This is a genomic window from Candidatus Obscuribacterales bacterium, assembly GCA_019744775.1.
Taxonomy (GTDB): domain Bacteria; phylum Cyanobacteriota; class Vampirovibrionia; order Obscuribacterales; family Obscuribacteraceae; genus SBAT01.
Genome location: JAIETZ010000005.1, coordinates 124743 through 141793, shown reverse-complemented (window position 1 = coordinate 141793; position 17051 = coordinate 124743). Strand labels below are relative to the sequence as shown.

Here is a 17051-nt window from a genome sequence, read left to right as displayed (position 1 = left end):
AAAGACCATCCTGATAAAACTTCCAGTTGATAGTTTAGCTAGGACGTAACTGCAGCAGGCAGTGGCGAACAGAAGTAAGTTCGGCTTGACGATTCGCGTTAAGTTAATCGTTGGCGATAGGTCAGCTCGTTGGAGGTGCGGCGTAATTGTGAGGCTATCTCGTAGGATTCGGTGCGACAGGAGTCCTAGATGGCGACGGGATAAGAGATTCGGGCGCTTTTGGGACAGGAGCCGATCTCTGGGGAATAGGTGCCACATTGAGGGTAGGGGACACTTGGGTTTGCGGAGTTACCTGCCTAAGAGTACTCGTTGCCGCCTTACGCAATTTAACTGTCTCTGCGATAGCTTTGTTAGCGTCAGGCACACCGAACCCAAGCACACCAGTATTTTGTCCTGAAGTTGAGCGTCTAAGTATTTCTAGAACATCATAGTTCGACAAAGTGGGATAGACTGACCAGACTAAACTAGCCACTCCCGCCATCATGGCAGCAGCAGGTGAAGTGCCACGCATTCCAGCAATTTCCGGGTTACTACCAATGGCCAAAACGTCTTCTCCAGGCGCTGCAAACCAGACTGGGGCACCATAGTTTGATTTAGCGTTATTGACAGAAAGCGGTTTACCTAATTTGTCCACAGCTGCAACGAGGATAAGTGAATTATCCAGTTGTCCACCAAGTGCCTGTCCCCAGTTTCCGGCGGGGGCAAACAGCAATCCACCTTGATTGCGGTATTGCCTCAAGAGCTTAGCCACAATTGGACTAGAAAGTAATGTGTTGGGAGCTTCTGGTGCTACCCCGATAACAGCCACCTTCTTCCCAGAGGCTAATAGCCTGCATAGTCCAGCGATGACCGAGAAGTCAGAATTCCCAATACTAATCGCCAGTACTTTGGAGTTTGTTCCACCCGATATTGGCTTGGTTACGCCGGCAATTCCATTACGGTTATTGGCTTCTGCCGCTACGATACTACTAATTCGAGTGCCATGAAAGAGCGAGTGATTGTCCGAGTAGCTATTTAGCTCAGCGGTCCTAAAATGATCGCCTGCTGGGTCGAAACTATTTTTCAACTCCAAGTTCAATTGAGGAAAAACAAAAGTATCCAGAACAGCGACATCACAGGGAAACAAACTCACCGGCGCACGCGCCGCCCAAGCTTTGGGAATATTCATGTATTTGAGATTCCATTGCTGAGGATAGTATGGGTCATTGGCAGTGGCTGTCGTAGCAGCACCTGCGCAAAAATAGTACGACGAGAGTGTATTTAATTGCGCACCTGCAAATGTCGAGTCTTTTGATAGAGCATTTAGCATGTCCTGAATCTTCTCTTTAGGCACTCTTATGCCTAAAACCTTATAGCTTATGCAATCCTTTACGTCACATGGTCCTGCTTCATAACTTGCACCAAATTTTGTAAGTCTAGATTCGACCAATTGCATGTCCGTATTTGCATTAACGATTGCCACAATGGGTGCATAAGAACCGATTCTCGATGACGCCGATGTACTGAGAGCCTGGCATCTGCAGGGATTCTGGCTTCTTGCAGCAGGAGCCATGAGTATCATCATCAGAAGAAGAATCAAACAAAATGTGCCATGGTATAACCTGTAATTTTTCATCGACGTTACCTTCAAAATGCTGCGGTGCAGGGGATCTATTATACCCCTTGATTAACAGCTTTTAGCAACAATGACGTGTTAAGTCAGTCTGGACAGGGCTATTTCACATTAAAGACCATCCTGATAAAACTTCCAGTTATTAGTCAGGCTGGTGCGTTACTGACGGTGTTATCGAAATATTCTGGACGCTTGCCGGTCCGACTGGGGTCTTTGAAATCAATACTTGTACGAGTTGAGTGGTATCACTTGATTGCGAAGGTTCAGCTTTGTTTTTTCAAGGTTGTTTATTGCTGTGAATATGTCCTCATAGCTCATGTCCTTAATAGGATTGTTGTATTCGTACACCAAAAGGATGCCTGAATGTTGCTTGCCGGATTTAACTATTTGTTTGGAGAGGCTGCTGAAATCATTGCAGTTGGAAGTAAGAAGGATGCGTCGTTCTGTAATTCCCTTGATCATGCGAGTCTTCATCAAGGAGAAGTTTGAAGCTCAACTTTTATCCCTTCGAGAAGAAGTAATCGTCGCTCCTCATCTGCTTCCATTTGTAGAAATTCCTTATTGGCATCACAGTACTCCATGATTTCTTCTATGGCTTCCAATGGAAGATCCCAATTGTCGGCTGCTTCTTGCCTCATGAGTTTGTTCACGAGTGATCTGGTCCAAATACTAGCGGCTGGAAGGCGCCTTCCTTTGACAAATAACTGGCGCTTCCAGGCATGAGGTATTTCTACAAGATATTTCCATTTGTTCGTGGCAGGTTTGCCGATGCCGGGCAGAAGAAGCCGTACTGGCTCAGCTTTTTTCTCGTTTTGAATATACAGTTGACCTCCAGATTGAATTTCACATACAAGCTGAATTGCTAAATCTACGGCGAGCAGCACTGCATCCTTGCGCGTAGGTGCATGTAGCAAGTCCTGCAAATAGTCAATCTGAGCTTCTTGCTCAGGATTTACGTGAAAATTTTCCTACTTGAAGTCTTTTGATGCTGTCATTGGCGCCTCAAATGAGTATACTTTGAGCATATAAGAGAATATAAGACGCTGCAAGGCTGCCCGAGTCTAGGACTGCGACGTTCATTGATGACGCAGGCATTAGCTCAAGCTTTAGCTCATAGTTCAATCTCGACATAGTCGCCTAACTTTAGTTGATCAATAGTTGACACTATTATCGGTAGATATTGCTGTAGTTTTGAACAACATTCAAATGGTAAGACGAGAATGGCGATTTTACGATCAGTAAAATTTTGTTGGCACTGCAAATGTTTGTCTGCAGTTACTAAAACGTCAAATTGTTGTTCTGCCGCTTGTAAAAGCTCGCTATTTTTTAACTCAGACCAACCTAATTCAAATGCTGTTGATACCTTATGAGAAAGCAGTCTAGTTCGCAGTGGAACTGGAGTTCCTTGATCAAAAAGAATGTGCAGGGTTGCCTCCTCGGTCTCTAAGCTGACGCGAGTCTGCAGATGTCTTTTTCCATGCAGGCGAAAACGAAAGTGAGCCGGTGTTCTATTCAGTTGTTTTTGCTCCACGCGGACAGTATTCTGCCAAACCGGTAGAAGTCGTTTAGCTTTGCATATACTGCTTAGCAGGCGAAAATATTACGGTCATCAACTGCGGCTCTGCTTCCGAGTTTTTCTGATGGTAAGAATCAAATTCAGCATCCAGATCGGCAAGCAATGCTCGAAATTCTTTTTGTTTCTCTTTGGTTAAGCCGACAATTCCGTAGAAGCAAGAAGCCTCGTTGGCACTTGCCGTCCAGCTTATGTCGTTGTTTTCGATGAGTCTATCGGTTTCTGTCCTAACGATATTGGACAGTGCGCGTTGGTCATTCGTGACTATGATGTCGTAGAGTTTTTTGATTAGCCGCGGTTTGCCCTCTGTGACATCGATAATGCCCAAATTTGTGAACTTATCAATAATCTCTTCAATCGGCATGGTGATGCCTATTTGCTTAGCTACTTTTTCTAATTCAACATCTGTTGTGCACGATACGCAGTATATAGAGGCTACTAATGAATGCAATTCCGGATGCTTGGAGAAAAATGTGTCCCCAGCTTCTGGCATGGACGATGTCGCTGAGCTAAGTCTGGATAGTTGATTATTTTGATACGCTTGTTGAATCTGATTCGCTTTGGCTGCTAATTCATCGGGGTCGGTTACTTTGTGCAGCGGGACAAGGCTGAGGAAATCATCTTGTATATCTTGCGGCAATACATCCTTCAGTACGTGATAGTAGAACGATATCAGATCCACATCCAAGGCTTCGCAGAGTTCTTTTGATGTCTCTAGTGAAATTTTCTTTTTACCTGACTCAATTTCCGTGTAATAAACGTAACTGACGGGCAATTGATATTGTCGAGCGTATTCCTGAATACTGTCGTAACCCCGCTGTTCACGCAGGTTGCGCAAAAACTGACCTAGATGCGTTGGTTTCGGCTTACTCATGAGAGCTTCATTTTACATTATCAGTAAAGTTAAACAATCGTTGCCGAGCGAGTTTGGCAGTTTATTTCGTAGGCAATCTTGGTATAGCTTACGAGGAGGAATTGTTGTGAGCTGGCATGAGCATTTAGCAAAAGCAACTGCAGCAATGTCCCGCCGCGATTTTGCCGAGGCGGAGCAGGAGTGCAATGTCGCACTTGCTGAAGCCCGAGATTTACCAGACAGTGAACAATTGCAGGTAAATCAAGCAATTACTGGTTTGTTAAATGTAATACGTAGTGCACCGTCATTTGGTCCGTCGGCACTGCCGAATCCGCCTGTACCGCCTCCTGAAAAGATTTCGTTGTGGGAAGCGCGTTACGATGAAGGTCGCGCGCTTTTGCAGGATAGACACTATTTATCGGCTGCCAATATTTTTGAAGAAACGCTTGAAGAGGCACGCCAGTTGTTTACTTTTCCTGACCATAGGCTTTTTGAAAACCTTTTCAATTTAGCGCATGCCCAGATGAAACTAGGCAGATATAAACACGCCGAATCAAACATGAAAGAGTCCATTAAGATTGCCGAAGCTGCCTTAGGTTCAGACAGTGGACAGGTTAATCTAAGTCGCATGTGTCTGGCTATTGTGTTGGGCTATCAAGAAAAGTATGACGAAGCAAAGCTTAATTTCGAGCGCGCAAAACTCTTTGTGGAAAGTGATCCGGAAATGATTCCTGATTATTTGAAGCTAAAAGAAGTCTTCGAAGAGATGATGAAACAAGCTGGTTCATTGACTGCTGCAGAAGCTATGGTGAAACAAGCAATGGATGTGCAGGCTCAAGGACAGCCGGAAAGGGCCGAAGCTAGTTTTCAGATGGCGATAAACATTCTGGAAAAGGCTTTTGGAGCTGATCACAGATATACGAGTAAGATTCGGCAGTATTTGGCCAAACTCTATTTCGAATGTGGGCAAGTTGACAAAGCCACGCAATATACAGAAGCTGGTGCTGCGCGCGGGCAATTGCAGATTGCGCAGGCGATTGCTAACGAGCAAGAAGGCTACAAGCATTTGGAAGCGGGTAATCGCGAAGAGGCTCTGCTCAAATTTATGGAAGCCAGGCAACAGTATTTGTCCGGCATAAGTGCGTTAGAAGTATGGCTGGGTCCTGATGATCAGCAACTTGCTGTGCCGCTTTGTTATTACGCGTCACTGCTGCGTGAACTCGGTTGGCACGCCGAAGCCGACAGCTACGAAGCACGCGGGCAGATGCTGATGAAGAACAACGAGCAGTCGTTGTAACACGTTTGTCATTGTGAGGCAAAGGGCGCATGCAATGCGCCCCTACAAACAATAAGAACTCAGAGTGACAGCCCTACAAACCCCAGGTTTGGCGTAGGAAGTCGATGCGTTCTTTTATCGTGCCGGTGCGTGGGTGTCCGGCGGCGTCGGTTTCTAGCTTCTGCAAGCGTTGAATGACGGGCATGTTTGTCTGCCTGCTGCCGTAGACTTTCGTTTCAATTTGACCAAGTTGCTCATCCATCGTGTCGCTTGATGAAGCAGACGGTGGCGGCGAAGATTGGCTTTGCATCACGGTTTCGGTGGTTTTGCTTGGTGTCGGCGAGCTGCTGCTCATCGTGCTCATGTCATAACTTTGCAAACCCGACTCAGGATTTTGTTTAATGCCTGGAGTGAGGATTTTTATTGACGATGGGGCATTGGCGTTATCCGGTGAAGCAGACGCTTTAGCGTTTTCCTTTTTGCCCTTGTCGGATTTGTTTATTTTGTCGCCTTGCCAGACAACATCGCCGCCTTCGTCGCCTTCGCCAATTAAGTCCAGCTGATTAGAGCGTTCAAGCTTCGACCGCAACAATGCCATATTACGAACGGCATCTTTGTAGCCGGGACTCAATGTAAGACAAAGTTGCCACTGTTCCATCGCTTCTTTGTATTGGTTGCGATTAGCAAGGCTTATGCCCCAGTTGGTGTGCGCGACGACTATATTTCCCTTGGCTATTGAGTTTGTCGGCTCAAGTTTGAGGGCTTCGTCGTATTCCTTTATCGCCTCTTCATAAGCACGGCGTGACAAAAACATATTGCCACGGTTTATATGATCCCGAACTCCCGGCACTTCGGCGTCCACCGAAGGTAAGCAAGTAATTGAAGAGCAAAGTAATGCCGCTACAACTATCGAAGCTAATTTCAACTTCTTACTCAAAATGGCAGGTTCCTGTGTCACAACTTCCAGCGAGCTTCTTTCTATTGGCCGCTATCCATTTATATACCAATTTGCAGACTTGATTGATAATCGGTAGTTGATAAAGCCAGGCAAAAGACTTAGTTGCCGGCAAATGCCTGGCTATTTGATGGATAGCGTCAGCGCCGACGTAAACATGATTGTCGGTTGTAATTAGACGCATGCCCGAGTCGAAATTCATTTCTTTGAGAATGGGAAAGCGACTTACTAAATCAGGAGCCGAGCGAGGCACATAATCAAATTGGTTGGCCGGATCCATGCTTTTAATCTTTTTGATTTGGTTTCGGCAAAACTGACAACTGTCATCAAAGACAATGGCAATCTTATGCTGTTTCATATCCGATTGCATATCTGTTGTCCTTTGTAGTTGACCTGGTTCGACCATCAATATAGATCCTAACTTGCATTCTAGTTCATTTCATCCGATTGCAATGTCAAGGTTCAATAAAACCTGTCTGACTAATAAATTATGAACTTAGATCGTTTATGATTTATTTCGAACCCTAGTACGGTGGAAGATCGGTATATGACAGTGACTCAAGACAAAGACAAAATTCAAGACGACAACAAGGTGACGTTTGCTGAAACAGCGCTTACGCTGGCCGGCAAGAGCAAGGAAGAAGCGCAACGCACAGGTGCTGTCGATCGTGCTGATGAACAGGTCGAAGCTGGCTTCGCAGCTCAATATAAGACTATCAACAGCCCAATTCACAAAGCTGTTTGGGATAAGAAAGTTGCTCTGGATCTCTTCTCTTCAGCTCCAATTAACCCGCAAGCTGCTTGCGTACCGGCAATGAAAGCTTGCTTGGAAGCAGCTGCCAAACATCGTGATGCCAATACTATTTATGACGCCAACGGCAAGCTGTCCGCCGCGTTTAGAAAAGACCTGGCGACTAACGGCTATTTCGGCATGTTGATTGAACCTCAATATGGCGGACAAGGTGCTTCAGTGCAGCACTTCATGACCTTCTTGGGTCAAATGGCCACCATTGATCCGACAACATCGGGGCTGGCTTCAGTTCACGGATGTATCGGTGCTGTTGACCCGGTTCGTACATACGGCAACGAAGAGCAAAAGCAAAGATTCTTGCCGCGTTTGGCTTCCGGTCAAGCCCAATCGGGATTTGCCCTGACTGAACCAAATGCCGGATCGGATTTGACAGCTTTACGCACAGTTGCGGTTGACAATGGCGACCATTATCTTTTGACCGGTGAAAAGCTCTTCATTACCAATGCGCTCCCCGGACACACAGTAGGCGTTGTTTGTTTGATTGATAACAAGCCTTCAGCACTGGTTGTTGATTTGCCGGCTCAAGAAAATGAGCAATTCCAAGTAGTGCCTTATCACATCTGGGCATTGAGACGGATTCACAACAATGGACTGCGCTTCAATAAGCTTGCTGTACCGAAAGAAAATCGCTTGGTACCGAAGATTGGTGATGGACTAACCGTTGCCTATCACGGCTTGAACCTGGGTCGTTTGGCCTTGTGCGCAACAGCCGCCGGCTCGATGCGTATCATGTTAGGTAATATGCTTCCTTGGGCTCAGTTCCGTGAGACCTACGGCGCTGCCATCGACACCCGTGAACTGGTTAAGAGAAGAATTGCTCGTACAGCTGCTCTTATCACCGGTGCTGATGCTCTCTACACCTGGGGCTCTTATCTGTTAGATAACGGCTATCGTGGTGAACTCGAGTGCATCATTGCCAAGATATTTGGTTCGGAAGCACAAAAAGAAGTAGCCATTGAGTACTTCATGAAGACGCATGGTGGACGCTCCTTCTTGGGTGGACATCTCTTCGGGGACAATGTGCATGACTTCTTGGCACCTTGCATCTTTGAAGGTGAAGGCGAAATGCTTGGCATGGCTTTCTTCAAAGCGCTGGCTAAAGACCATGGTCAAAAATACTTTGAACCAGTTGGTCTTGCTTTGCAGAAGCACAAGATCAAGAATTTCAACCCGATGAATCCGGCACATGCTCTGGCGCTCTTCCCGGAATTGACCAATTACGCCATGTGGCGTGTTGGCGCAGAATTGGCATCACCAGACAAGCCTGATTTGAGCAGTGTCAATTCGACACTCAAAGGTCATGTGGAATATGCGCTTGAAATGCTCACCAAGCTGCCGCTTGAATTAAGCGGTGCAATGGTTAAACACCAATTGAAACTTGCTGATCGTCAGTGCCGCATCGCTCTCATGTCGCAGCATGTTCAAGACACAATCACCATGATCGTGACAAGCATGTATGCAAGCCGTCAGGGCAACGAAGTAACAATCGCTGCTGCTGACATCCTGTGCGAAGACATGAAGCGCAGAATCGAAGGTGGTCAACCGAGTGACTCTTACTTCCGTAAGTGCAACAAGTTGGCTGACATGATTATTGAAGGCGGCATGGATTCCATCAATGGTATCCACCAATTCGATATCCTCTTCCCATATCCGAAGAAGTAGTACTTGTAGGGGCGCATTGCATGCGCCCGCTTCCGAGAATGGTTAAGTTGAAAAGGTCCAGGAGAAATCCTGGACCTTTTGTTTTGTAGGGGCGCATTGCATGCGCCCAATTGCTTAAAGGTCGAATGTGGCCGCGATAGGAGCGTGGTCTGAAGGCTTTTCGAGCTTACGTGGCTCCATATCAATCCAAGACGCCGTACAACGCTTTGAGAGCGGTTCTGTGACCCAAATATGGTCAATTCTAAGACCCATCTTGCGTCGAAATGCGTTCATTCGATAGTCCCACCACGAATAGTGTCCTGCTTCGTCATTAAACAAACGAAATGAATCAACTAATCCCCAATTTTGAATAGCTTTCAAAGCATCTTTTTCTTCGCCACTGAAAAGAATTTGGTCTTTCAATTCAACAGGGTCGTAGACATCTCTGTCTTCCGGCGCGATGTTGTAATCACCGCAGATTGCCAGGAGATCACTTGGTTTGTGTTCAGTCTCAAGATGATTCTTGAGTGCTTTTAACCAATTGAGCTTATAGAAGAACTTTTCACTGCCGACAGCCTGTCCATTTGGAATATAGACATCAAGTACGTGGACATTTCCGAAAGTTGCTTCGAGAAAACGTCTGGAAAATGGTTCTTTCTCTCCGAGAAATCCCCTCTGTACGGAGTCCGGTTTGCTCGTTGAGATTATCGCCACTCCGTTATAAGTCTTTTCGCCGAAAATTTCGCAGTGATAACCTGCGTCCTCAAATGCTTGTCGCGGAAATTTCTCGTCGACAGTCTTTATTTCTTGCAGGCAAAGTACATTTGGTTTGGTCTTTTCAAGCCAGTCTAATACGTGCTGGAGGCGTACATTGATTGAATTGACATTCCAACTTGAGATGATCACGTCGTTCACATTTACTTTCGATTTTCTCTTTCTATCTCGAGAATCTCAGTTATTTAAGCAGCTTCGATCTTACGTTATCTGCGTTCAAAATTTTATTCGGGCGCATGCAATGCGCCCCTACAGATGAGAATGAGATCGTGTATCAAACGACAATGAAAAAACATAGAGTGATAATGCATTTCTACTCTCATAATGCGAGGAAATATAGAGGCTGTTTGTACAAAGAGACACCCAGCATATATACCGCGTAAGTTTCAGGAAATCCTTTTTATGTCTTGAACACCACAAATACACATTACGGGGCATTTTAGACCTTTACGATATCGATTCTGTTGTGTAGAGTTTATAGCTGTTGTTGCCGACCACTATAAATCGTACATGCGGCGGCAATTTATCAGAATTATCTGAGGAACCCCTTCGTATAAGTTGTTTTAGATTCCTGCCTATCGGGGATCTAGATCTGGTTTACCGTTTGAATTTGAGAGGACTAACTAATGCCAAAAAAGGTGCTGATTGCAATTCCACAAGCAATGCTCGAACAGGCTGACTACATTGCCCAATGTGAGCACCGTACAAGATCCGATTTGATTAGAGAAGCATTACGTCGCTATTTGGATAATTTCAAACGCACGCAAGGCAGCGGACAGTCGATGTCCCCATCGTCCGTTACCGTTGTTGCCGAGCAACCAGTAGCCGTCTCCTAAAAGACTTACTGAGACTTGAACGCAAGTTCTGAAATTCAATACGCCGATGGTGACTATGTTGCTTGGCTGGCTGAGCTGAGAACAATCAATAAGCTTATCGACAAGATAAGTGAAGTGATTCAGCTCCTGGCCGACAAACGAGTGACTCTGGAAGAGAAGATAATTTGTCATCACTTCCATCTGTTGGCCTCTGAATACGCAACGCTTTGCGCTAAGGCGCATAACTTCTTGGCTCAAGGCAAACAACTCAGACCTGACGGTTGTTTGCCTGAGCTCAAGATGTTTAATAGCGACGTTGATTCAACGCTTGAAGAATTATTGAAGATTGTCAGATACAATCTCAATTTTCTCGAGCAGTACTTCGAGTACGACTACGCTAATCGCTTGCAAGAGAAGCATAAATTCGCCGAACGTCTGAAAGAAATCGCTAAGCGATTTCCAGGACTTTAGCAGAGTCTATTGGTAAGCACCTAAAAGGCGCAATGCTTTTTCTGCTTTCCAGCGTACTTCGCGATCAGAGTCGCTACTTGCTTTTTGCAAGTTTTCGATAATCTCCGAATTCTTGTGTCCAAGTTTGCCCAGTGCTTTGGCTGCGTGCTTGCGCACTTCCATGTTTGGATCGGACAACAATTTCGATACGGCAATTGCAACTTGCTCGTCCACGTTGTGGATGCGGCTTATTGTCTTGGCTGTTTCCAGACGTACCCATTCATCGGGACTGGCAAGAAGATCCAATAAAGTCTTTTGATATCGCTTAGCATCGCCTGGTCTGTCATAGAACCAGCGCAGAGCGACTAATTTGACCATGACACTTTCGTGTTCTAAAGCTAATCCAAATAACCGTGCAGGTGATTTGGTTACCGAGTCCGGCATACCTAAATGTGTGGATCTAACGTCATAGCCGGGATAGCTATGCTCGATTGACATTTGTTCGACTAGATCTGCGAGTTTATTAAGATCCATTAGTCCAGAATTTCGATTACGCCCTGACCCTTAACGTCTTTCTGCATATTGTTGTACTTGCCGTGCAAACTTATTGTTCCGGTACCGGATATGGTGGCATTGCTTACATCTGCCGTTCCGTGGTCAATTGTTATGTTGCCGTCTCCAACGATATTGACTACAAGAGTTTTTGCAGTCATGTTTCCTACATGTGCTTTTCCCTTGCCTTGCACATCTATAACCAGTTTGGCGACCTTGTCCAATTTGTTTGCCGACAAAGTGCCGTTTGTTGCCACGTTTGCCTGCACAGCGCCGTTTTTCCACCCGTCCACTGCTACCTGAGAATTGCCGTTGATAAGAAGGCGCAAATCACCCATATAGGTGTCAGGGACTTGTACTTCAAGGACATCGGGTCCTGTGCAGCTGCCTGCCTTGTCCGAGCCTTGTAGAGGTTGCATAGGCTGGCCATTGATAATCACTTGTCCGTTTTCAATTTTAAGCCCTTTTATCTGACCACCGCTGCTTGGAAGTCCGTAAACTTTGCCGTTAACCAGGGCGACGCCGCCTGCTGAGTCAGCACGAATGGCGACCCCTTTCGGCATATTGAGGGCCGCTACCTGGCGAATGACATTTCTTGTGCAATTCCAGTGTCCCGGACAATTGCTGGAAACATTTATCTGGCTCAATTTTGGTACGCGCTTGATAGTTGCGTTGACCCCTTCGACTGCCAGAATAATTTCTGGGGCGTCCATGCTTATCTGAGCAAATGTCACAAAGTCTGGTGGAGTAAACAAATTATCTGTCTTTGCCTCGGTTTCGGTCATGATTCCAGACTTGGCGGCAAACGCCGGCAGAAATAGCTGGAAAGCTAAGATCATAAGTAGAATTCGAAACATCGCCGCTGCCTCCAATTGTTTCCTTAATGATAACAAGGGGATGATTTATTTGCTGTCGTCAAAACCATCCCCTTGTTTAATTGTCTAAGCTGGCTTTATCTGCGCTTGCTGGTCTTTTTCTTGGTCTTTTTCTTGCCGGCTGTCCGTCTCATAGCTGCTTTTGCGGTAGTACCTTTTTTGCGCTTCTTAGCCGAACTTAGTTTGATAACTTTAGCTCCAGCTCTTTTAGCAGCTTTTCTGACTTTCGATGGTTTTCTCTTAGCCGGTTTTTTCGTACCTGGCAAAGATGTGCCCATGTTGATGGCTTTAATGATGGGTACTGCCTTGGCAGCATCTGCTTCTGTCTTAAAGCCAAACCAACCGGAATATTTTCTGCCGAATACTTGGATAACAACGAAATTCAAATTGATGCCTGCATCCGAGATGGCTTCAGCCATTCTGTGACAAAGACCAATCTTGTCGTCGCCTTCGACTAATAGGCAGTGCACTTCGCCTGCCTTGAAGCGGGAAGATTTGGCCGCTTTCACTGCCTTGGAACCGGAAACCGGGTAAACCTCAACTGCAGCCTTCTTGGGTTGTCCTGGATAAACATAACCCATAACTGTTTGCAGATTGACGCCTGACTTGGATAGCGTTTTTAGAGAGTCTGCCAGAGTTCCTGGTTTATTGGTTATCTCCTTACGCCACATAGAGGCTCGTTTTACTGTTACAGCCATTATTTCTCCTCCAAGAGTTAACTAATTCCAGCATAGTTGGCGCTCACGATATCATCAATTCGTTTGAGGACATCTTGAGACAATTTGATACCGCTGGCTTTGACATTATCATCAATTTGGCTTGTTTTTGTCGCTCCAATGATGCAGCTGCTGATATTGCCTAGGCGCAAACACCAGGCAAGAGCCAACTGGGCGTTCGAAATACCCAATTGGTTGGCAATTAGAGCCAATTGCTGGACTTTTTCCAGTGTGGCATCAGACATTAAGTCACGGCCTACCATAAACGCGTTTTGTCTGGGATCTGCCGCTCGGCTATCTGTCGGGTGTTTGTGTCCAGGCTTGTATTTGCCGGTTAGAACACCTTGCGCCAGAGGGGAGAAAACAACTTGTCCCAAACCTAATTTTTCGCACGTTGGAATAACTGATTCTTCTATAGATCTTCCCAGCATGTTGTAGAAAGGTTGATTGGAAACAGGTGGCGGTGCGTTTAGTTTCGATGCAACTTCAACTGCCTCGACAATTTTTTCAGCGGGCCATTCACTGACTCCCCAGTAAAGTATTTTTCCTTGTCGTGTTAAATCATCCATCGTGCGCACAAGTTCTTCCATCGACACGTTTGGATCAAAGCGATGACACTGATAGAGATCAATGTAGCTTGTGTCCAGACGCTTCAAGCTGTGATGACACTGCTCAAAAATATGCTTACGCGACAGTCCGCCGTCATTTGGTCCATTGCCCATGGGGAAATAGACTTTTGTGGCAAGCACAATGTCGTCGCGATCGAGATGTTTTATTGCTTCACCGACAACCTTTTCCGATTCACCGTGAGCGTACACATTTGCGGTGTCAAAGAAGTTGATGCCTTGCTCAAAGGCATGATGCAAACAGTGAATAGATTGTTTTTTGTCGACGCTGCCGCCATAGGTTAGCCAGCTGCCAATGCCTATTTCACTAACACGAAGGGCCCACTTCCCTAACTTCCTGTATTCCATGAGATTCTCCTTCAACAGATTGAGTTGTTGTTTCCGGAATTTTGTTTAGCGGCAAAAAGAAGATCGTGATAATACCAGGAATGGCCGCGCAAAAACTCAATAAAAAGAAATTTGTATAACCAAGCCAAGTTACCAAATAGCCACTTATCGACTGAGGTACGAGCAGTCCCAGCGCCATCATGCCTGTGGCAATTGCGTAATGTGCCGCTTTGAATTCTTGCTTCACTGTTGTAAGCAAAAATACCGTATAAGCAGACACGCCCAGGCCGTAAGAGAATTGTTCAATTGAATTTACAACTGCTACGCCTGTCAAACCCGGCTTGTAGAGCGCAAGTAACCAATATAGAAGTATTGCCGAGTTTTGAATCAATGCTGTCGGCCACAGCCATTTTTTTAGTCCGTCTTTTGAAACAAGAAATCCGCCAAGAATGCCACCGGCAATTAGAAATAGCATTCCAACAGTGCCGTAGATAATTCCGACATCGGCTGTGGAAATAGCCAGTCCACCTTTTTCTATCGGGTCAAGAAGAAACGGTTGCGCCATTTTCAACATGAGCGCATCGCCCAGCCTAAATGTAAGTATGTACAAAACTATCGGCAGAATTGCCGGCTGTTGGAAGTAGGTGGAAAACACGCGACCAAAAACACTTGGAGTGACGCCGATTGATTCAGTTGATTTTTGCTTGGGGTGAGGCAAATAGAAAGAGTGAAAGGCTAAGAGCACAAGAAAGAGAACAGCGCTGGTTGCAAAGGATATCGCCCAGCCGTTTTGCACGCCTAAAAATTCACCGAGTTTTCCAGCAAGAAAAACCAAGCCGCCTGAGCCCAGAAGCCAGGCTACTTTGTAGGCAGCACTACGAATACCTATGAAGTAGGCTTGCTCTTTGCCTGTCAGAGCCTCCATGTAATAACCATCGATGGCAATATCCTGCGTCGCCGAGACAAATGCCATCACTGCAAACACAAAAAATGCCAAAGGAATTGCGTTAGACGTCAATGCGTCTGACGCAAGGAAGCCGGTTAGTACAGTGAGCATAAGCTGGCAGGTAAGAATCCATTTGCGTTTAGTGCCAATCAAATCAACAAATGGTCCCCAAAATAATTTGATTGTCCAAGGCAATGCCAACCAGCTTGTCAAGCCAATTAGCTCATTGGACAAGCCGAGATTTTTAAAAAACACAACCGACATGCTGTTGACTATCGTGTAGGGCAATCCTTCAGCAAGATAGAGAGTCGGTATATAAATGCTGGGCTTTCTTTCCTTCACGCGCTCATCTTAACAGGAAGAAGGCGCGTGCGGCGCGCCCCTGCAAATATGTAATACTGGTGAGAGCAATTTTTGTGGCGGGAGTGACAATGTCTGACGATAAGCTATCTAATTCAAAGTTTGATCCCAAAGGACGCTTTACAGGTCTTGGGCAAATTTACGCCAAGGCACGACCGACGTATCCGGATGAAGCGATTGATTTTATTGTTGAAAAGTCCCACTTGAATGAAAAGTCTCTTCTGGTTGATGTCGGTTGCGGCACAGGAATTTCATCGCGTTTGTTTGCCGAGCGGAAAATACCGACAATTGGAGTTGATCCAAACGATGATATGCGTGAGCAAGCAATTGAGGAGAATTCCAAAAGCAAATTTGAATGGCTGTCGTACATAAATGCATCGTCGGAGCATACGGGTTTGGAAGACGGAGTTGCCGATGCTGTTTTGGCTGCACAAGCATTTCACTGGTTTCAACCCGAACCTACGCTAAAGGAATTTGTGCGCATCTTGAAACCAAAGGGCTTTTGTTTTCTTGTATGGAACGAAAGAGATGATCGCGATGAATTTACTCGTCTTTATTCCAATGTATTGCATCAAATCCCGGATGCTCGATCCGTGGAAATGAAGCGTGGTTACTCCGGAATTGATTTACTGGAAAGCAGTCTTTTTCAGTCAGCAGGCAAGGTTGATTTTGAAAATCAACAAGAGATGGATGAGGCAGGATTATTGGGACGCGCCGCTTCTGCATCATACGTGCCAAAAGCCGGCGAACTCTTTTTGAAATTGAATCAAGACCTGAGTGCTTTGTTTGGCGAAAGTCAGAAAGACGGACAAGTCGTTATGAAGTACATCACTTCAGTGTATTTTGCACAAAGAAAGTAATTACTAAAGTTGCTTGGTGACAAAGTACTTGTGATGACCGTTAGGAAAATCATAGAGCGTGCCAAAGACACGATAGCCTTGCTTCTCATAGAATGGTAAGGCTTGAAAGCTGAAAGTGTCCAGATAAGCCGCCTTGCAGCCACGTCGTATTGCTTCTGCTTCAGCTGCTTTCAGGATTTTACTGCCGAGATTTTGTCCTCGTTGATTTTCCGCAACTGCCAAGTTTTCAACGAAGAGCCAATTCCAAAACGTATAGCCATTCATTCCACCGATAATTTGGTTGTTTGCGTCACGCGCCAAAATGCATATTTTTTGAAAATTAGCCGGACCTGCTTGCGCTGTGTTGTGGGAGATGAGCATGTCCCAAACTTGCTGCAAATCAGCTGGGCTTGGGTTGTCTTCAATTGAAAGTGTTGCTTCAGTCATAAGTCTTATTTTCCCAGCGCCTGGAAGTTTTAAATCTTGTCGGTTTTATATAGACATTGCCGAATCTGGGAATGTTGGTCTAAGCAGGAGTTTCCATGATTTCGAATAAAGTGGCTATTGACATCAGGAATTTCAAACAAGTAAATGACTGGCTCTTCCGAGGCGGGCAGCCTATTGAGTCGCAGTACCAGTCTCTGGCGGACCGTGGAATTAAGACGGTTATCAACCTTCGTTCAACTAGAAGACTAATAGAGACGGAAAGAGCCATAGTAGAAAAGCTCGGCATGCAGTTTGAAAGTATTCCGATGACATATATGAAAAGCCCTACCTACAAAGAAGTGAAGCGCTTTTTGGAAATTGTCGATGATCCGGAGAAAAGACCCATTTTTGTGCATTGCTTGCACGGTGCGGACAGGACCGGCATCTTATGCGGCATTTTCCGCATGCTCAGGGAAGGCTGGGATGTCAACGATGCATTTGCTGAAATGCGCGCCGGAGGCTGGCATCAGCTCTGGATGTTTCATTATGAATTCGTTATTTCTGCCTATGGAATGCTCATTCGCAAGGGTTGGATCAAGTAATTAGCGGTAAAATAGACCTGTT

20 protein-coding genes are annotated in these 17051 nt (G+C 45.7%); 6 read left to right on the top strand and 14 right to left on the bottom strand.

Features of this window, described 5'->3' with window-relative positions:
- Positions 1 to 154 precede the first annotated feature (154 nt).
- From K2Y22_13125 to K2Y22_13105, 5 genes are all read right to left on the bottom strand, one after another.
- The gene (locus K2Y22_13125; protein MBX9879396.1) at positions 155 to 1615 is read right to left on the bottom strand and encodes a S8 family serine peptidase; all 1461 of its coding nucleotides are present in this window, start codon (positions 1613 to 1615) and stop codon (positions 155 to 157) included.
- A gap of 216 nt (positions 1616 to 1831) precedes the next feature.
- Complete coding sequence (locus K2Y22_13120; protein ID MBX9879395.1) at positions 1832 to 2074, bottom strand: hypothetical protein; 243 nt, start codon at positions 2072 to 2074, stop codon at positions 1832 to 1834.
- A gap of 11 nt (positions 2075 to 2085) precedes the next feature.
- Positions 2086 to 2496, bottom strand: coding sequence for a hypothetical protein (locus K2Y22_13115; protein ID MBX9879394.1), 411 nt, complete (start codon positions 2494 to 2496; stop codon positions 2086 to 2088).
- Positions 2497 to 2723: 227 nt separating this feature from the next.
- Positions 2724 to 3143, bottom strand: coding sequence for a hypothetical protein (locus K2Y22_13110; protein ID MBX9879393.1), 420 nt, complete (start codon positions 3141 to 3143; stop codon positions 2724 to 2726).
- A 34-nt stretch (positions 3144 to 3177) separates the two neighbouring features.
- On the bottom strand, positions 3178 to 4059 hold the full coding sequence (locus K2Y22_13105) for a helix-turn-helix transcriptional regulator (protein ID MBX9879392.1): 882 nt from the start codon (positions 4057 to 4059) through the stop codon (positions 3178 to 3180).
- Positions 4060 to 4165: 106 nt separating this feature from the next.
- Between K2Y22_13105 and K2Y22_13100 the strand changes: the two genes are divergently transcribed.
- A complete protein-coding gene (locus K2Y22_13100; protein MBX9879391.1) occupies positions 4166 to 5335 on the top strand; it encodes a tetratricopeptide repeat protein in 1170 nt (389 codons plus the stop codon).
- A 73-nt stretch (positions 5336 to 5408) separates the two neighbouring features.
- On the opposite strand, the gene K2Y22_13095 is transcribed toward K2Y22_13100, so the two are convergent.
- Both K2Y22_13095 and K2Y22_13090 read right to left on the bottom strand, forming a co-directional pair.
- Positions 5409 to 6251, bottom strand: a complete 843-nt coding sequence (locus K2Y22_13095) for a tetratricopeptide repeat protein (GenBank protein MBX9879390.1) — start codon at positions 6249 to 6251, stop codon at positions 5409 to 5411.
- A complete protein-coding gene (locus tag K2Y22_13090; GenBank protein ID MBX9879389.1) occupies positions 6244 to 6675 on the bottom strand; it encodes a DUF393 domain-containing protein in 432 nt (143 codons plus the stop codon). The genes K2Y22_13095 and K2Y22_13090 overlap by 8 nt, the downstream gene beginning before the upstream one ends.
- A 141-nt stretch (positions 6676 to 6816) precedes the next feature.
- Between K2Y22_13090 and K2Y22_13085 the strand changes: the two genes are divergently transcribed.
- On the top strand, positions 6817 to 8742 hold the full coding sequence (locus K2Y22_13085; protein ID MBX9879388.1) for an acyl-CoA/acyl-ACP dehydrogenase: 1926 nt from the start codon (positions 6817 to 6819) through the stop codon (positions 8740 to 8742).
- A 114-nt stretch (positions 8743 to 8856) separates the two neighbouring features.
- Here K2Y22_13085 and xth read toward each other — a convergent pair whose 3' ends face one another.
- Complete coding sequence (xth, locus tag K2Y22_13080; protein MBX9879387.1) at positions 8857 to 9636, bottom strand: exodeoxyribonuclease III; 780 nt, start codon at positions 9634 to 9636, stop codon at positions 8857 to 8859.
- Between the two features lie 485 nt (positions 9637 to 10121).
- Here xth and K2Y22_13075 point away from each other — a divergent pair, with 485 nt between their 5' ends.
- A complete protein-coding gene (locus K2Y22_13075; GenBank protein MBX9879386.1) occupies positions 10122 to 10331 on the top strand; it encodes a ribbon-helix-helix domain-containing protein in 210 nt (69 codons plus the stop codon).
- A gap of 15 nt (positions 10332 to 10346) precedes the next feature.
- The gene (locus K2Y22_13070; GenBank protein MBX9879385.1) at positions 10347 to 10781 is read left to right on the top strand and encodes a hypothetical protein; all 435 of its coding nucleotides are present in this window, start codon (positions 10347 to 10349) and stop codon (positions 10779 to 10781) included.
- A 6-nt stretch (positions 10782 to 10787) separates the two neighbouring features.
- Here K2Y22_13070 and K2Y22_13065 read toward each other — a convergent pair whose 3' ends face one another.
- The 5 genes from K2Y22_13065 to K2Y22_13045 form a co-directional block, all read right to left on the bottom strand.
- Entirely contained in the window at positions 10788 to 11294 is a 507-nt protein-coding gene (locus K2Y22_13065) for a HEAT repeat domain-containing protein (GenBank protein MBX9879384.1), read from the bottom strand.
- Complete coding sequence (locus K2Y22_13060; protein ID MBX9879383.1) at positions 11294 to 12169, bottom strand: DUF2807 domain-containing protein; 876 nt, start codon at positions 12167 to 12169, stop codon at positions 11294 to 11296. Before K2Y22_13060 ends, K2Y22_13065 begins: the two co-directional genes overlap by 1 nt.
- 95 nt (positions 12170 to 12264) lie before the next feature.
- Positions 12265 to 12885 carry a hypothetical protein gene (locus tag K2Y22_13055; GenBank protein ID MBX9879382.1) on the bottom strand — a complete coding sequence of 207 codons (621 nt, stop codon included), beginning with the start codon at positions 12883 to 12885 and terminating at the stop codon, positions 12265 to 12267.
- 17 nt (positions 12886 to 12902) lie between these two features.
- The gene (locus K2Y22_13050) at positions 12903 to 13877 is read right to left on the bottom strand and encodes an aldo/keto reductase family protein (protein ID MBX9879381.1); all 975 of its coding nucleotides are present in this window, start codon (positions 13875 to 13877) and stop codon (positions 12903 to 12905) included.
- A complete protein-coding gene (locus tag K2Y22_13045; protein MBX9879380.1) occupies positions 13837 to 15144 on the bottom strand; it encodes an MFS transporter in 1308 nt (435 codons plus the stop codon). The genes K2Y22_13050 and K2Y22_13045 overlap by 41 nt, the downstream gene beginning before the upstream one ends.
- 89 nt (positions 15145 to 15233) lie before the next feature.
- Between K2Y22_13045 and K2Y22_13040 the strand changes: the two genes are divergently transcribed.
- A complete protein-coding gene (locus K2Y22_13040; GenBank protein MBX9879379.1) occupies positions 15234 to 16022 on the top strand; it encodes a class I SAM-dependent methyltransferase in 789 nt (262 codons plus the stop codon).
- A 3-nt stretch (positions 16023 to 16025) separates the two neighbouring features.
- On the opposite strand, the gene K2Y22_13035 is transcribed toward K2Y22_13040, so the two are convergent.
- Positions 16026 to 16448, bottom strand: coding sequence for a GNAT family N-acetyltransferase (locus K2Y22_13035; protein ID MBX9879378.1), 423 nt, complete (start codon positions 16446 to 16448; stop codon positions 16026 to 16028).
- A gap of 95 nt (positions 16449 to 16543) precedes the next feature.
- On the opposite strand from K2Y22_13035, the gene K2Y22_13030 reads away from it, so the two are divergent.
- Positions 16544 to 17029 carry a dual specificity protein phosphatase family protein gene (locus K2Y22_13030; protein MBX9879377.1) on the top strand — a complete coding sequence of 162 codons (486 nt, stop codon included), beginning with the start codon at positions 16544 to 16546 and terminating at the stop codon, positions 17027 to 17029.
- Positions 17030 to 17051 lie beyond the last annotated feature (22 nt).

Coding starts and splice junctions, on each gene's coding strand:
- K2Y22_13030 (MBX9879377.1), top strand. CDS start 16,544: ATGATTTCGAATAAAGTGGCTATTGACATCAGGAATTTCAAACAAGTA.
- K2Y22_13075 (MBX9879386.1), top strand. CDS start 10,122: ATGCCAAAAAAGGTGCTGATTGCAATTCCACAAGCAATGCTCGAACAG.
- K2Y22_13065 (MBX9879384.1), bottom strand. CDS start 11,294: ATGGATCTTAATAAACTCGCAGATCTAGTCGAACAAATGTCAATCGAG.
- K2Y22_13105 (MBX9879392.1), bottom strand. CDS start 4,059: ATGAGTAAGCCGAAACCAACGCATCTAGGTCAGTTTTTGCGCAACCTG.
- K2Y22_13125 (MBX9879396.1), bottom strand. CDS start 1,615: ATGAAAAATTACAGGTTATACCATGGCACATTTTGTTTGATTCTTCTT.
- K2Y22_13085 (MBX9879388.1), top strand. CDS start 6,817: ATGACAGTGACTCAAGACAAAGACAAAATTCAAGACGACAACAAGGTG.
- K2Y22_13055 (MBX9879382.1), bottom strand. CDS start 12,885: ATGGCTGTAACAGTAAAACGAGCCTCTATGTGGCGTAAGGAGATAACC.
- K2Y22_13035 (MBX9879378.1), bottom strand. CDS start 16,448: ATGACTGAAGCAACACTTTCAATTGAAGACAACCCAAGCCCAGCTGAT.
- K2Y22_13040 (MBX9879379.1), top strand. CDS start 15,234: ATGTCTGACGATAAGCTATCTAATTCAAAGTTTGATCCCAAAGGACGC.
- K2Y22_13060 (MBX9879383.1), bottom strand. CDS start 12,169: ATGTTTCGAATTCTACTTATGATCTTAGCTTTCCAGCTATTTCTGCCG.
- K2Y22_13090 (MBX9879389.1), bottom strand. CDS start 6,675: ATGGTCGAACCAGGTCAACTACAAAGGACAACAGATATGCAATCGGAT.
- K2Y22_13120 (MBX9879395.1), bottom strand. CDS start 2,074: ATGATCAAGGGAATTACAGAACGACGCATCCTTCTTACTTCCAACTGC.
- K2Y22_13050 (MBX9879381.1), bottom strand. CDS start 13,877: ATGGAATACAGGAAGTTAGGGAAGTGGGCCCTTCGTGTTAGTGAAATA.